This is a genomic window from Paenimyroides ceti, from assembly GCF_030409925.1.
The window spans coordinates 1-12187 of sequence record NZ_JAUFQU010000022.1; the positions used below are offsets into that span (position 1 = coordinate 1).

Consider the following 12187-nt stretch of genomic DNA (forward strand, 5'->3'; position numbering starts at 1 on the left):
TTTCTATTACTTTACTGCACATAAGGGCTGCATTGGTACCCATGCTTACAATATCCTGATTGTCGTTGTTATTCGGTATGCTGTGTACATACATGGAAGTGGATAATGCCTGATTTTTCTGCTGTAGTAGAAGTAGCAGTAAACTGTACTCCCTGCATTCCAAAATTAAATCCGAGTTTTCCTAAATTAACAAACGGAGGTAATAGTTCATTTATTTGGCATTGAGCAAATAATTGAGCTGACGCTCTGCCAGCATGCTCAGTTTTGTAATCACCAGTTTCAGTTTATCCATTTCCAGTGCAACATAATCTCCGTGAAAATTACCACCATGGTATACCTGCTGTGTTGCAACATCAATGATTGGGTTGTCATTGGCAGAGTTGATTTCATTTTCAAGAATGGTACCAACATTTTCTATGGTATCGGAAATAGGTCCCAATATCTGAGGAATACAGCGAATGGAATAATATTCCTGTACTTTTTCTTAAAATACCTCTTCTTTATTGGTACCGCTGTATAAGTGATCGGCTCATTTGCGCACCAGTTGACTATCTGCTCTGAAGTCACATCATTGGGCAGCATCACCATATACATGCCGTACCTATTGACAACTCCGACAAAGGCTTCTGCCGGTTGGCGAAAAGGATCTTCTACGGATTTATTCGTAAATTTAAATACGCCTCCAAGATCCGCAGGAGAGAACAAAGGTGTTGCTATTTCAGTAGCAGTAACTCCGAGATTATCGTATGAACGTGTACTGTTCCACTAAACCTCCCCGAAACATTGCCTAATTCTATTTTGCGGTTGGTATAGTTAGGACTTGTAAGTATTAACCTTCCACCCAATACATTATAAGTATAACTTCCGTTTATAATATCAAATTGATAGGCAAAACCCGATTCTCTGGTATCGTTCATTCTGCCATACAGCGTTTGTATGTCTTGTTTTAAAAATGAAGATACGGCTTTTAATACTTTTGCATTGGTATTACCGGAGCCCATATTTACCTGTCCGATAAGGATTTTTGATTTTACCAGACCTCCGATGTTTTTGATGGGTTTTTACCACCGAAATAGGCGGATTGCCCCCTCCTGCAGCCGGTGGTCCGCCGGGACTGCCCGGACCCGGTGTGGAACCGCCTCCGCCTCCGCCACCCGGATAACCTCCACCTCCGGAACCACCACCGAATTCTTACCACAATCTGAAAAATCCATATACGTATAACCCGGTGTGGCGCGTTTGTTACCTGTCATACTACAGGAGTTGTCTCCATATTCGTGTTTTGGATTTCCAGAACCTTTACAAGGTGTACCCGCTACGCTTACTTCTTTCATACAATCGCCGGGTGGTATTATTTCATAAACGAAAATAGGACTTACTGACGATATCGCATATTGAATATTCTTGTCTGTATCTCTGTCTTCTTCCAACGGATACAGGTACAGAACCTCAGCCGTCGGTTTTTTGAGATACTGCTCTATTGAAATTCTTGAAAAATCATATTTCAACAGGGTTACATAATACTCCTTACGGTCGGTGGAATAATACACCAGATTATAAACGGCTTTTGACTCGGGTTCTTTTTCATCGGTTACCTGTACCCGATACGTAATCACATGCACTTTATCTGCTTCCAGTACCTGAATATGTTCCAGGTCAAGTGTAGCCGTTCGGTTGCTTCCGCCTTTAGCCGCGCTAAGGGAAGATACTGCTTTTTTAAAATCTTTTTCAAACAAATGTTCTAAACTTGTATTGCCTGCATATCTTTCTTCAAGAGTTGTCTGATCCATTATCAGGGTTTGGGCGTTTAAAGGATCTTCTTGTGTGGCTTCGCGCACTACCGGAGTACGCAGATCGTCCTGCAGACAAGACTGTAACAAAATCAGAACACATAGTAGTGATAAATAATGTAGTATTCTCATAAACAATTAATTATAAGGTTATTTTTTTTCTCAATGATAAGCATAAAAAAACATATCTACCAACTATTTTACAGATAAATCGCAAAAAAAAGAATGGTTTTGTTATTTTATGTCACAAAATTGTTGTTTTTTACATCGACCACAGAAGATAAGATGGGTAAGAAATTTAAGATCAGACAAATAAAACGTAATTATCAAATATTTCAAGTATAAATAATAAAAAAGGACTTTCTATAGAAAGTCCTTTTTTATGCACAGTTTAGTATCAATTGTTAGATGATACTGAATATCATTTCAGTGACAGAAAATCAATTCTGTATTGATACCCTTATTTTAATTTTACCATAGGATGGTTTAATCCATTAACTTCATTTTTGATGACCTCGTATTTTTTAAGGCTCTCAAATAATTGGGTAAGATTTTTGAAACCATAGGTTCTCGCATCAAAACTCGGATCCATTTTCCGCAGCGATAATCCCACTTTGGCAATGTAGGTTGTTTCATCTTCATCATTGGTAGCAATATCAAACGCTTTATCAATAAGTGTAATATCTATCTTAGGAAATTTCTTTGGCAATGAGGCGTCTTTTTCTTTCTGCACAACCATATTTTTTCTGATTTCTCTATCCGATTTATCAGCTGTATTCTCTTTTTCTTTACCGAAGAGTCCCGAAATATCATTGTCATCGTCTTCATTATCAGAAACGAGGTTTTCTGTAAAAGTGAATATTTCACAGGAATTTACAAATGCTATAGGAGTGGTACTTCTGCCAATACCCATTACAAACAAACCTTCTTCTCTTATTCTTTTGGCGAGTCCCGTATAATCACTATCACTGGAAACAATACAAAAACCATCTACACTTTTGCCATGTAGAATATCCATTGCATCAATAATCAAAGAACTATCGGTTGAATTTTTGCCTGAAGTATAAGAAAATTTCTGAATAGGGTTGATGGAATATTGTTGACAATTTCTTTCCAACTGTTCATGTGCTGGTTTGTCCAGTCACCATAAACCTGCGTACTGTTGCTTTTCCATATTAAGAAACTTCCGCTATAATATCTTTTATGAGTTTTGCCTGTGCATTATCACCATCTATAAGAATTGCAATATTAAATTTTCCTTCATTCATATTTCGTAACGACTTTATTGATTAGTTACTATTCCATCATACAACACACAGTTGATGAGTTGTTTAAATTTACTCATTTTTTCAGTCAGATCTACTTTACAATAGTTATTTTTTAATCAATTCTATGTGAAATCAATGATAACTAATATCTACACCTGAATATTCCAGATTGTTTAAACGGTTTATTTAAAGAACAGAACCAGTTACTTTATCTTTCCATTTCGCTACCGTGTTTCTGCTTACACCAAACAATTCTGATATTTCTTTTATCGTAAGGAAATTTTCTTGCTGATACCCTACTATTCTAATGATACTCGGTATATCATACGAACGCAGTTTTTGATTATAATTCTGCGTGTCTTTCGATTTTTATTGAACAACTTATTATTGACCTGTATCACATCAAGACTGGTTGTAATATCTACTGAAATCAAAGACACTAATTCTTCTTTTTGTTCAGGAAACCATGATTCAACAAGGTCTTTATATATTCTGTTATAATCGGGTTTACTTTTGATCGGCATTAGTACTGGTATGCTTATGTAACCATCGGTATAAAGTATTCTTTGGAATTTTATAATCTTCCATTACTTCTTTTTTGTCTTTTTTCCTTTGGAGATCTGTTCAATAATAAAGTAAATAATCTCTTTTGTATAAATATTTTTTCTGAAATGTGGTAAAGCGCTTTTTATTGTTTTTAGACTGGCTATTTGCTCCTCGATTTGGAGCATATAATACTAAATGCCCACTATACAGCCGGAAAAAATCATATTCCAATAATTTTGACCATCGCAACAACAGGTGTGTAGGGAGTGATTCCTGCTGATACATTTCATAAATCTCTTCTTCTGAACAATTAAGAAAATGAGATATCCTTGCAGGTTCGATCTTTAACTCCTCTACCCGCTTTTTCAATAGTTTACCAATATGTATATCTTTTAAAAACATATTCATTCTGAATTTAAGGCAGCAGCATCTATCTTTATATAAAAATGATTGGATTTTTACTGCTCAATTAATAAATTTTCTTAAATGAACTCACCTTTGAGTTCTTCTGAACTATTTTTTTTAAAGAATGTGAATATGTTATTGTCTTATCTAATACGTTTTTTGAACTTCTAACAATTTTTCTTTTTCTTTAAATAAATGTTATATATGTGTAGTTAGCTTTATATTCTCTATTCATAGAAAGATGCGCCATTATCTTTCTATACCTGCATAAGCAGTTATCTTATATATTTCATTAATCATTTTTGATCTTTGATAAAATATATGTATACAAATATAACTTCAATACGTTTTTGAATATCACTATTAAAAGACATAAAAACAGCACTAAAAGACATAATCAAGTTTAGAGAAATTATTTTCTTCCTTGGGATCCATAATTAACTGTATAATTATTCTCTAAGACTGTTCTATTTTTACTTTAAGTAAAAACTGAAAGCAAATTGTCATGAAGTTAAAAGTAATGGAGACCTTCATAGAGAACATTTCCATTGCTGTGGCAAGGTTTTTAAGCTACAAGAATTGTATACTTAAATTGACAAGAGGTTTATTACAGTTTCCCATTTATCATTTTATGTTCACCACGTAGTGTCAGAAAAACAGTTTGTAAACGCACATCAATTTTCATCTGAGGATATTCTTTCATTACTTCCACAATCTTGGCAAGTTCTGTGGCTGCATCCGGACGGATATCGTGTTTATCCAGATCAAAATAGATCGGGTTAAATTTGAAATTTTAAACAAATCATCCTCTTTTTCTACTTTTACTTTCTCTTTTGACAAGGCAATGGTGTGTACCGTCTCAGATGAAGTTTGTGGTAATACCACCAACTCTTCTTTGGTAAGATATCCTTTGGCTGCCGCTTTTATACGATACGGCATGCCACATTCAAATTTATGAGTAAATCCATATAATCCATTTTCATATCCCGTGCTGCTGCCATATTCCTTATATGTACTGCTGTATAAGTCCACAAGAGCCGTTGTGATCACTTCTTGTGTAGCTGCATCCATCACCCGTACTCTGAGTTGCTGGGTACAGTCCAATTCCAGTGCTCGTGTCTGTGTAAAGCCATAGATATCATCACTGCCCTTACCTCCGGACGGTTGCTGCTGAAAAAACCTTTCTGACTCTTCTGCTCTATCATATAAGCAAAATCATCGTACGCACTGTTGACCGGGTTTCCTACATTCATCACTTCTCCAAATGCTCCGCCGTCTTTGATTTTTACTCCAAACACATCCAGTCCTCCAAGTCCGGGACGACCGTCACTGCTGAAGTACAGTTCATCGTTCGCTGTTACAAAAGGAAAATTCTCTCTGCCTTCGGTATTGATATGAGCACCTAAGTTTTCAGGACCGCCAAAAGTACCGTTCGGGTGCAGCGCAATACGCCAGATATCAGACGCTCCGAATCCTCCGGGACGATCAGATGCAAAATACATCATGTCTTCTTTATCGTTAAGCACCGGATGTGCCGTGTTGAACGCATCACTGTTAAAAGGCAGTTCTTCTACATCACCCCATTTACCATCTCTAAAGGTAGCTTTATAGATTTTCAGTAAGGTGGTTTTATGCTCATCATATCCGCGTTTACCATTGTAGTTGTTACGGGTAAAATACATCGTTTTCCCGTCTTTGGTAACCACAGGTGTCGCTTCATTGAACTTGCTGCAGATGCCTTTGTCAAAACGAGTGGCATCTGTCACAGATCCGTCAGTATCAACCTCTGCTTTGTAAATACTTGTAAATGTCTTATCCGTCCAACTGTGTACTTTTTTAGACAAACTTCCCGTATCTCTTGCCGTGGTAAAAAGCAGCTTTCCATTGTGAATACTGCTTCCATAATCGGAATAAGGACTGTTGATGGAAAGGTTTTCAATCGTATAGCGGCCGGAGTTTTTCTCAATGCCCTTTTTGTAGTCCCGCTCTTTTTGAATTAAAGCGGCAGACGTTGATTCACTTCCCGCTTTTTGAACAAACTGCTCCAGATACTGCTCTGCTGATGCATCCGCTCCCGTACTCTTTAAACTCTGCGCATAACGGTAATAGTAAGCACTCTGAGTAACCTGATCCGGATACTGAGAAAACAGTTCGCCATACCAGCGGGCTGCTTCATTATAGTTACCATTGAAATAGTTCGCATCTCCCAGTTCACTATAGATTTGAGCACTGCTGTGACCGCGTTTGACTACTTTTTCATAGATTTTGATCGCATCAATATACGCATACTGATCAAAGTCCTTCGCTGCTCTCTTTACTCCGGGCTGAGCCAGAACAACCGGACTCAGAAGACCAAAGAGACAAAGCGATAACGTTTTATAGATATTTTTCATAGAAGATCGCTTTAGAAGAATCGAGGTGATACGATTCGTTTGTATTTGTTAAACAGTTCAAAACGCAGAAAAATCTCATGGGAACCTGAATTGTAATTGGCCAGTTTGGTCGTTTCTCCATCATAGGAATACCCCACCATAAGACCATCGGTAACCTGAAAACCTATGAGGCCACTAAAGGCAGCATCCCAACGGTAGGCGGCTCCAAGGGTCAGCTTGTCCTGAATCAGGAAATTCGCAGTAAGGTCTACCTGTACAGGAGCTCCTTCAACTGCTTTTACCAGAAAGGCTGGTTTGAATTTCAAGCCCGGATTAAGGTCAAATACATAACCTCCCATCAGATAATAGTGCATTTTGGTACGCATGGTAGATTGCACATTGTCATTATAGCGTTTGGTTTCCAAAAAGTTCGGTACCGAGAATCCCAGATAACTTTTGTCGTTGTGGTAATAGATACCCGCTCCGATGTTGGGAGTAAACTCATTGGCGATGTCTTCTGAAAACTGCGGATCGGTAGGATTGTGAAGGTTCAGTTTGCTGTAGCTTACATCCAACAGATTGGCTGATCCTTTGATACCGAAAGACAATTTGTTGTTGTTGCGACCGGCCAAATCAAGGGTGTAAGACAAATCTACTGCAAGAGTGTTTTCACTCATCACTCCGATTTTATCGTTGATAAAAGAGACTCCAAGTCCCAGTTTAGAGTTCTGTAAAGGGGTGTTTACAGAAAAAGCATTGGTGTAGGAGCTCCGTCAAGGCCTACCCATTGGCTGCGGTGCAGACCAAACATACTCAAAGAACCACGGCTGCCGGCATAGGCAGGGTTGATGTTGGTGGTATTGTACATATAATGGGTAAACTGTGGGTCTTGTTGCGCGAATCCGCTCAGGGAAAGCAAGCCTAACAAGAGCGAAAGATGTAGGTTGATTGTTACTTTTTTCATGATGTTTATTTCGGTTTAATTAGTTTGTAAATGAATAAAACCAGATTGTTCAACAGGAGTTATATTTCCGTTACCGGAATTAAATTCATAACGAATAATGTAATAATAGGTACCCGATACCAGTTTATTTTCTTTTTTATTTGAATAGCCGGAAAAAACATTTCCTTTTGAATTATAGTTTTTAGTTGCATATACCAATTCTCCCCAACGATTGAAAATTTCTACCGAATTGTCAGGGTAGCACTCTATTCCTTGTATCTCTAAGACATCATTAATACCATCCCCGTCTGCTGAAACAGCATTAAAAACTTCTACCTTACATGCGATCTCTATCCGTTGGGTATAAGATGTACTATTTCCACATGTGTCAGTAGCAGTCCAGGTTCTCAGAAGTGTATAATGAGCAGAACAATCACCGGAAATTTCTTCTTCGGTATATACAATACTGACAGTACCACAACCATCTGTAGCATCAATGTTTGTTGGTAAATCCTGTAACTGATCACAGGTCATATAAGCATCTTCAGGAAGATTTCCTATGAACTCAGGATTTATCGTATCCCTGATAGTAATTGTTTGCTGATGTATGGTTTCATTACCACAGTTGTCCGTAGCGGTCCAGTTCGTATAAGAACATAGTTTCCCGGACACGATCCATCGATGCGCTTTTCTTAAAAACAACATCAGCTGATTTTATTTTATCCTTTGTTGTTAATACTAACGGTTCAGGGATAGTATCTCCGCATTCCAGTACCATATCTGTTGGTAATTCTTCTATAAATTCAGGCCCTTTAGTATCTTCTACTATTATAACCTGAACATGCTCTGTACTGTTGCCGCAATCATCTGTAGCAGTCCAGGTTCGCGTAAGGATATAATTTCCGGAACAGGAACCATCGGTACGTTCTTCTTTGAACATGACAGTTGCCGAACCACAATCATCTGTAGCAATCAATACAGCCGGAGCAGGTATGCTCTCTTCCACATCAAGAACTATATCTGTCGGTAATTCACCTGTAAATTCAGGTGCTGTGGTATCTTCAACGGTGATGATCTGAACATGTTGTGTGCTGTTGCCGCAATCATCTGTGGCGGTCCAGGTTCGCGTAAGGATGTAATTTCCGGAACAGGAACCATCGGTACGTTCTTCTTGAACATGACAGTTGTCAAACCACAATCATCTGTAGCCGTTAATACAGCTGCTGGTGAATCGCATCACAACTAACCGTAATATCTGCAGGAAGTAATTCTGCAAAGAAAGGTGCTGTGGTATCTTGTACTGTTATGATCTGAATATGCTGTGTGCTGTTGCTGCAATCATCTGTAGCGGTCCAAGTTCGTGTAAGGATGTAATTTCCGGAACAGGAACCATCGGTACGTTCTTCTTTAAACATAACAGTTGCCAAACCGCAATCATCTGTAGCAGTCAATACAGCTGCTGAAGGAACGGAATCACAACTAACCGTAATATCTGCGGGAAGTGATTCTGCAAAAACAGGTGCTGTAGTGTCTTCAACACTAATTATTTGAACGTGCTGTGTGCTGTTGCCACACTCATCTGTTGCGGTCCAGGTTCGTGTAAGGATGTAATTTCCGGAACAGGAACCATCGGTACGTTCTTCTTTGAACATGACAGTTGCCGAACCACAATCATCTGTAGCTGTCAATACAGCTGCTGAAGGAATGGAATCACAACTAACCGTAATATCTGCAGGAAGTAATTCTGCAAAGAAAGGTGCTGTGGTATCTTGTACTGTTATGATCTGAATATGCTGTGTGCTGTTGCTGCAATCATCTGTAGCGGTCCAGGTTCGTGTAAGGGTATAATTTCCGGAACAGGAACCATCGGTACGTTCTTCTTTGAACATAACAGTTGCCGAACCGCAATCATCTGTAGCAGTCAATACAGCTGCTGAAGGAATCGCATCACAACTAACCCTAATATCTGCAGGAAGTAATTCTGCAAAGAAAGGTGCTGTGGTGTCTTCAAAACTAATTATTTGAACATGCTGTGTGCTGTTGCCACACTCATCTGTGGCGATCCAGGTTCGCGTAAGGATATAAGTTCCGGAACAGGAACCATCGGTACGTTCTTCTTTAAACATGACAGTTGCCGAACCACAATCGTCTGTAGCTGTCAATACAGCTACTGGTGGAATCGCATCACAACTAACCGTAATATCTGCGGGAAGTAATTCTGCAAAAACAGGTGCTGTGGTGTCTTCAACAGTAATTATTTGAACATGCTGTGTGCTGTTGCCACACTCATCCGTTGCGGTCCAGGTTCGTGTAAGGATGTAATTTCCGGAACAGGAACCATCGTACGTTCTTCTTTAAACATGACAGTTGCCGAACCACACTCATCTGTAGCAGTCAATACAGCTGCTGATGGAATCGCATCACAACTAACCCTAATATCTGCAGGAAGTAATTCTGCAAAAACAGGTGCTATGGTGTCTTCAACGTTATTTGCTGAAAACAAACAGCTATATTACCATTAGCATCTTCAACTGTAAACTGTCTTTTAAATGTTCCTGTATACGAAGAACAACCTCCGACAAAACCTTCATCAATATAACTGATGGTTGTACCGCCGCATGAGGAGTCAATAGTCGGATATCCCGTTACTACAGGAGAATAATCCGTTCCACAGCTTACCGTTACCGAAGGAAGACAGCTGATACTAAGTTCACAACAATCGGGAGCATTTCCTTTTATGAATATAGGATCACATCCATTAGTCTCAGTAAGTTGAAAATCATACTCCGTTCCATTGTTAATTGGTGATGAAGTCCATTTATTTCCTGACCATGAACCCGGAGAGCCAGTACCTGATATTATGAAAGGGGGTATTCCATTTACTTCAAACGCTACTGTGTACGTATTAGTTACTGTTGAACAAGCTGTCGTAATATTGGTTACTGTTGGTTTTTCACGAACGGTAACCGTAATTTCCTTAGCATTATTTGGGCTATTTTCACAAAAATCATTATTGCTGACTGTAACGTAATATTAGTGGTTACTGCAGGCATTACCTGATAAGAGACCCCAACAAATAATTCTGTTGTAAGGTCGGGATCACTATACCATTTAAATACCGGATTTTGTAAATTAGACAGCGCATTAAGGATGACATCTTCTCCTTTACATATTGTTTCATCGTTTACTATTATATCAGTGGTGACTGCTTTAGGTTTTACTGTTATGGTGAAACTATAAGAAGCCCCACCACAACCTTCACCGATTACATAGGGTTGTATGGTAAGTACAGCTGTTTTTACAGTATTGGTATCATTTAAAGCGACAAAAGAGGCTATTTTATCATCTGTAACCTGAAAATAATCACTCAATCCGATAGAGGGATTGCTATTTGAAACAAAGTACCCTGTACCATCCGGTGCATTGGAAGGCTTTAAAAGTATTTCCGGAACAGTATCTCCATCACATACAATCATATCTTGAATGGTGCTACATCACCTCGGGCAAAAATTTTCACCTGTATGTCTACAGCCATTCCTTCACATCCGTTTAAAACAGGAACAACCTCTTATATTCGAAATTATTGTTGACGAAGTATGGTTTATTGCTTGTGGAACAAAAATAGAACCACTGCCCGAAGCAGCTATACCTCCGGCTGTGTTATCATTCGTCCATAAAATAGGTGGTTGCAGGATCACTGCAATTGAAATTGATCTGGATTGCTTCATCTACACAAAAAACATATGAATTGCTATCCGTTATCACATCAGGTTCGTATACAGTCACATTTACAGTTTGCGTAAAGACACATCCCGAAAGCGTTTCCATTTTTATTGAGTAGGTACCGTTGTCTGCTGCTGTCATATTATTACGCAATAAATTATAATCCGTAGTAGTAGTTCCGTCTGGAAATTTCCATTCAATACTTTTCAGAGGACCTACGGGTAAAGGGCTTAGATCTAATGTATCACCTTTACACAGTTCTCTTTCACCAACAATAATATTGTTTGCAGATTGGTTTGCCATTACAAATGGCTGGATTATCTGGTAACACCTTGTAACGATCTTGACCTGATAGCTTCCTTCAGAAAGCCCTGTGAAAACTGGACTACTCTGTCCAGTAGCAGGAAAATGGGCATCAGTACTTTTTTTAAAGAAAATAGGTAACAGGCCCTGTTGCATTGTCTACCTTGATATATAAATCGCCTGTTGTCGATCCACCACAAACAGCACCACCTGATTTAGATAGATCAACTATTGGAAAGTCAGAAGAAACGGTAATAGGAACCGTAAGGGTATTTTCCATAATATCTTCAGATGTGACAAATGTATTGAACCCTTCTTTCGGACTTATAGCCAACACATAATCACCTGAAATATTTGCTGTGAAAGTAAACGGAAGAATATCTTGCCCCCAGATATTAAACCATTTTCCAGAAACACCATTTGCATAAAAATAACCTAATCCCTGAGGACCTGATACTAATCTGGGATAAGCCGCACCAGAACCATAAGCTTCAAGTATAGCATCCGAATTAAACCCAACCTTCTTCCCACAGCACTGATTTTGATTTCACCGCTGATTACGTAACGGTCACAAATTTGTGTATCTGGTGTATAAGTCACATTCTGCAGAGCAATATCAGAAATATAACTAACTAACGAGATTGTAAAGTCCTCTTCAAAACAGCCCGAATCTTTTACTTTGATCGTATAATTTCCTTGTAACAAATCATCTCCTAATCCTAAAAAGTAAGTAGAAAAGAGACTGCCTGTCCCGTCAATAGTCTTATAGATGGATGAAGGTCCGCTAACCGATGTAATTGTAACCGAAACGTCAGTCCTATCTCATTTGTAATTCCT

At 38.6% G+C, this 12187-nt stretch carries 20 protein-coding genes and 3 pseudogenes; 5 read left to right on the top strand and 18 right to left on the bottom strand.

Translation table 11 applies throughout. The features are described from left to right. From QW060_RS19360 to QW060_RS19390, 8 genes and pseudogenes are all read right to left on the bottom strand, one after another. Positions 1 to 439: pseudogene (locus QW060_RS19360) on the bottom strand (aromatic amino acid lyase); the annotation flags it as partial. Further along, positions 415 to 705, bottom strand: coding sequence for a hypothetical protein (locus tag QW060_RS19365; protein WP_290364943.1), 291 nt, complete (start codon positions 703 to 705; stop codon positions 415 to 417). The pseudogene QW060_RS19360 and the gene QW060_RS19365, both read right to left, overlap by 25 nt. An 8-nt stretch (positions 706 to 713) precedes the next feature. After that, positions 714 to 1001 (bottom strand): hypothetical protein, encoded by a 288-nt coding sequence (locus QW060_RS19370; RefSeq protein ID WP_290364944.1) that lies wholly within the window; start codon positions 999 to 1001, stop codon positions 714 to 716. 60 nt (positions 1002 to 1061) lie between these two features. Next, on the bottom strand, positions 1062 to 1922 hold the full coding sequence (locus tag QW060_RS19375) for a hypothetical protein (protein WP_290364945.1): 861 nt from the start codon (positions 1920 to 1922) through the stop codon (positions 1062 to 1064). Positions 1923 to 2250: 328 nt separating this feature from the next. After that, positions 2251 to 3058 (bottom strand): annotated as a pseudogene (locus QW060_RS19380) (NYN domain-containing protein). 186 nt (positions 3059 to 3244) lie between these two features. Continuing rightward, complete coding sequence (locus tag QW060_RS28575) at positions 3245 to 3394, bottom strand: helix-turn-helix domain-containing protein (RefSeq protein WP_397386107.1); 150 nt, start codon at positions 3392 to 3394, stop codon at positions 3245 to 3247. Beyond that, positions 3358 to 3582 (bottom strand): hypothetical protein, encoded by a 225-nt coding sequence (locus QW060_RS19385; protein WP_290364947.1) that lies wholly within the window; start codon positions 3580 to 3582, stop codon positions 3358 to 3360. Before QW060_RS19385 ends, QW060_RS28575 begins: the two co-directional genes overlap by 37 nt. 100 nt (positions 3583 to 3682) lie before the next feature. Further along, positions 3683 to 4012, bottom strand: coding sequence for a transposase (locus QW060_RS19390; RefSeq protein WP_317623206.1), 330 nt, complete (start codon positions 4010 to 4012; stop codon positions 3683 to 3685). A 517-nt stretch (positions 4013 to 4529) separates the two neighbouring features. Between QW060_RS19390 and QW060_RS19395 the strand changes: the two genes are divergently transcribed. After that, positions 4530 to 4655 carry a hypothetical protein gene (locus tag QW060_RS19395; protein ID WP_290364948.1) on the top strand — a complete coding sequence of 42 codons (126 nt, stop codon included), beginning with the start codon at positions 4530 to 4532 and terminating at the stop codon, positions 4653 to 4655. A gap of 56 nt (positions 4656 to 4711) precedes the next feature. On the opposite strand, the gene QW060_RS19400 is transcribed toward QW060_RS19395, so the two are convergent. The 6 genes and pseudogenes from QW060_RS19400 to QW060_RS19425 all read right to left on the bottom strand — a co-directional run bounded on the left by QW060_RS19400 (position 4712) and on the right by QW060_RS19425 (position 9486). Further along, complete coding sequence (locus tag QW060_RS19400) at positions 4712 to 5113, bottom strand: hypothetical protein (protein WP_290364949.1); 402 nt, start codon at positions 5111 to 5113, stop codon at positions 4712 to 4714. Beyond that, the gene (locus tag QW060_RS19405) at positions 5080 to 6402 is read right to left on the bottom strand and encodes a tetratricopeptide repeat protein (RefSeq protein WP_290364950.1); all 1323 of its coding nucleotides are present in this window, start codon (positions 6400 to 6402) and stop codon (positions 5080 to 5082) included. Before QW060_RS19405 ends, QW060_RS19400 begins: the two co-directional genes overlap by 34 nt. 11 nt (positions 6403 to 6413) lie before the next feature. Beyond that, positions 6414 to 7345 (bottom strand): annotated as a pseudogene (locus QW060_RS19410) (PorP/SprF family type IX secretion system membrane protein). 15 nt (positions 7346 to 7360) lie between these two features. Next, the gene (locus tag QW060_RS19415; RefSeq protein ID WP_290364951.1) at positions 7361 to 8029 is read right to left on the bottom strand and encodes a gliding motility-associated C-terminal domain-containing protein; all 669 of its coding nucleotides are present in this window, start codon (positions 8027 to 8029) and stop codon (positions 7361 to 7363) included. Beyond that, the gene (locus tag QW060_RS19420) at positions 7941 to 8522 is read right to left on the bottom strand and encodes a hypothetical protein (RefSeq protein WP_290364952.1); all 582 of its coding nucleotides are present in this window, start codon (positions 8520 to 8522) and stop codon (positions 7941 to 7943) included. Before QW060_RS19420 ends, QW060_RS19415 begins: the two co-directional genes overlap by 89 nt. A 13-nt stretch (positions 8523 to 8535) precedes the next feature. Then, complete coding sequence (locus QW060_RS19425) at positions 8536 to 9486, bottom strand: HYR-like domain-containing protein (RefSeq protein WP_290364953.1); 951 nt, start codon at positions 9484 to 9486, stop codon at positions 8536 to 8538. Here QW060_RS19425 and QW060_RS19430 point away from each other — a divergent pair. Beyond that, the gene (locus QW060_RS19430) at positions 9449 to 9586 is read left to right on the top strand and encodes a hypothetical protein (protein ID WP_290364954.1); all 138 of its coding nucleotides are present in this window, start codon (positions 9449 to 9451) and stop codon (positions 9584 to 9586) included. The two genes, QW060_RS19425 and QW060_RS19430, sit on opposite strands and share 38 nt — an antisense overlap. After that, positions 9583 to 9846, top strand: coding sequence for a hypothetical protein (locus QW060_RS19435; protein ID WP_290364955.1), 264 nt, complete (start codon positions 9583 to 9585; stop codon positions 9844 to 9846). The genes QW060_RS19430 and QW060_RS19435 overlap by 4 nt, the downstream gene beginning before the upstream one ends. On the opposite strand, the gene QW060_RS19440 is transcribed toward QW060_RS19435, so the two are convergent. After that, the gene (locus QW060_RS19440) at positions 9832 to 9954 is read right to left on the bottom strand and encodes a hypothetical protein (RefSeq protein WP_290364956.1); all 123 of its coding nucleotides are present in this window, start codon (positions 9952 to 9954) and stop codon (positions 9832 to 9834) included. The two genes, QW060_RS19435 and QW060_RS19440, sit on opposite strands and share 15 nt — an antisense overlap. 164 nt (positions 9955 to 10118) lie before the next feature. On the opposite strand from QW060_RS19440, the gene QW060_RS19445 reads away from it, so the two are divergent. Further along, positions 10119 to 10355 (top strand): hypothetical protein, encoded by a 237-nt coding sequence (locus tag QW060_RS19445; protein WP_290364957.1) that lies wholly within the window; start codon positions 10119 to 10121, stop codon positions 10353 to 10355. On the opposite strand, the gene QW060_RS19450 is transcribed toward QW060_RS19445, so the two are convergent. Further along, positions 10264 to 10800 (bottom strand): PKD-like domain-containing protein, encoded by a 537-nt coding sequence (locus QW060_RS19450; RefSeq protein WP_290364958.1) that lies wholly within the window; start codon positions 10798 to 10800, stop codon positions 10264 to 10266. The two genes, QW060_RS19445 and QW060_RS19450, sit on opposite strands and share 92 nt — an antisense overlap. Before the next feature lie 7 nt (positions 10801 to 10807). Between QW060_RS19450 and QW060_RS19455 the strand changes: the two genes are divergently transcribed. Next, positions 10808 to 11071 (top strand): hypothetical protein, encoded by a 264-nt coding sequence (locus tag QW060_RS19455; RefSeq protein WP_290364959.1) that lies wholly within the window; start codon positions 10808 to 10810, stop codon positions 11069 to 11071. Here QW060_RS19455 and QW060_RS19460 read toward each other — a convergent pair. After that, the gene (locus tag QW060_RS19460; RefSeq protein WP_290364960.1) at positions 10988 to 11506 is read right to left on the bottom strand and encodes a cupin domain-containing protein; all 519 of its coding nucleotides are present in this window, start codon (positions 11504 to 11506) and stop codon (positions 10988 to 10990) included. The genes QW060_RS19455 and QW060_RS19460 overlap by 84 nt on opposite strands. Next, on the bottom strand, positions 11475 to 11687 hold the full coding sequence (locus tag QW060_RS19465; protein ID WP_290364961.1) for a hypothetical protein: 213 nt from the start codon (positions 11685 to 11687) through the stop codon (positions 11475 to 11477). Before QW060_RS19465 ends, QW060_RS19460 begins: the two co-directional genes overlap by 32 nt. Positions 11688 to 12187: the final 500 nt, after the last annotated feature.

Coding starts and splice junctions, on each gene's coding strand:
- QW060_RS19415 (WP_290364951.1), bottom strand. CDS start 8,029: ATGTTGTTTTTAAGAAAAGCGCATCGATGGATCGTGTCCGGGAAACTA.
- QW060_RS19385 (WP_290364947.1), bottom strand. CDS start 3,582: ATGCCGATCAAAAGTAAACCCGATTATAACAGAATATATAAAGACCTT.
- QW060_RS19460 (WP_290364960.1), bottom strand. CDS start 11,506: ATGCAACAGGGCCTGTTACCTATTTTCTTTAAAAAAAGTACTGATGCC.
- QW060_RS19455 (WP_290364959.1), top strand. CDS start 10,808: ATGGTGCTACATCACCTCGGGCAAAAATTTTCACCTGTATGTCTACAG.
- QW060_RS19405 (WP_290364950.1), bottom strand. CDS start 6,402: ATGAAAAATATCTATAAAACGTTATCGCTTTGTCTCTTTGGTCTTCTG.
- QW060_RS19450 (WP_290364958.1), bottom strand. CDS start 10,800: ATGATTGTATGTGATGGAGATACTGTTCCGGAAATACTTTTAAAGCCT.
- QW060_RS19430 (WP_290364954.1), top strand. CDS start 9,449: ATGACAGTTGCCGAACCACAATCGTCTGTAGCTGTCAATACAGCTACT.
- QW060_RS19370 (WP_290364944.1), bottom strand. CDS start 1,001: ATGGGCTCCGGTAATACCAATGCAAAAGTATTAAAAGCCGTATCTTCA.
- QW060_RS19375 (WP_290364945.1), bottom strand. CDS start 1,922: ATGAGAATACTACATTATTTATCACTACTATGTGTTCTGATTTTGTTA.
- QW060_RS19390 (WP_317623206.1), bottom strand. CDS start 4,012: ATGAATATGTTTTTAAAAGATATACATATTGGTAAACTATTGAAAAAG.
- QW060_RS19395 (WP_290364948.1), top strand. CDS start 4,530: ATGGAGACCTTCATAGAGAACATTTCCATTGCTGTGGCAAGGTTTTTA.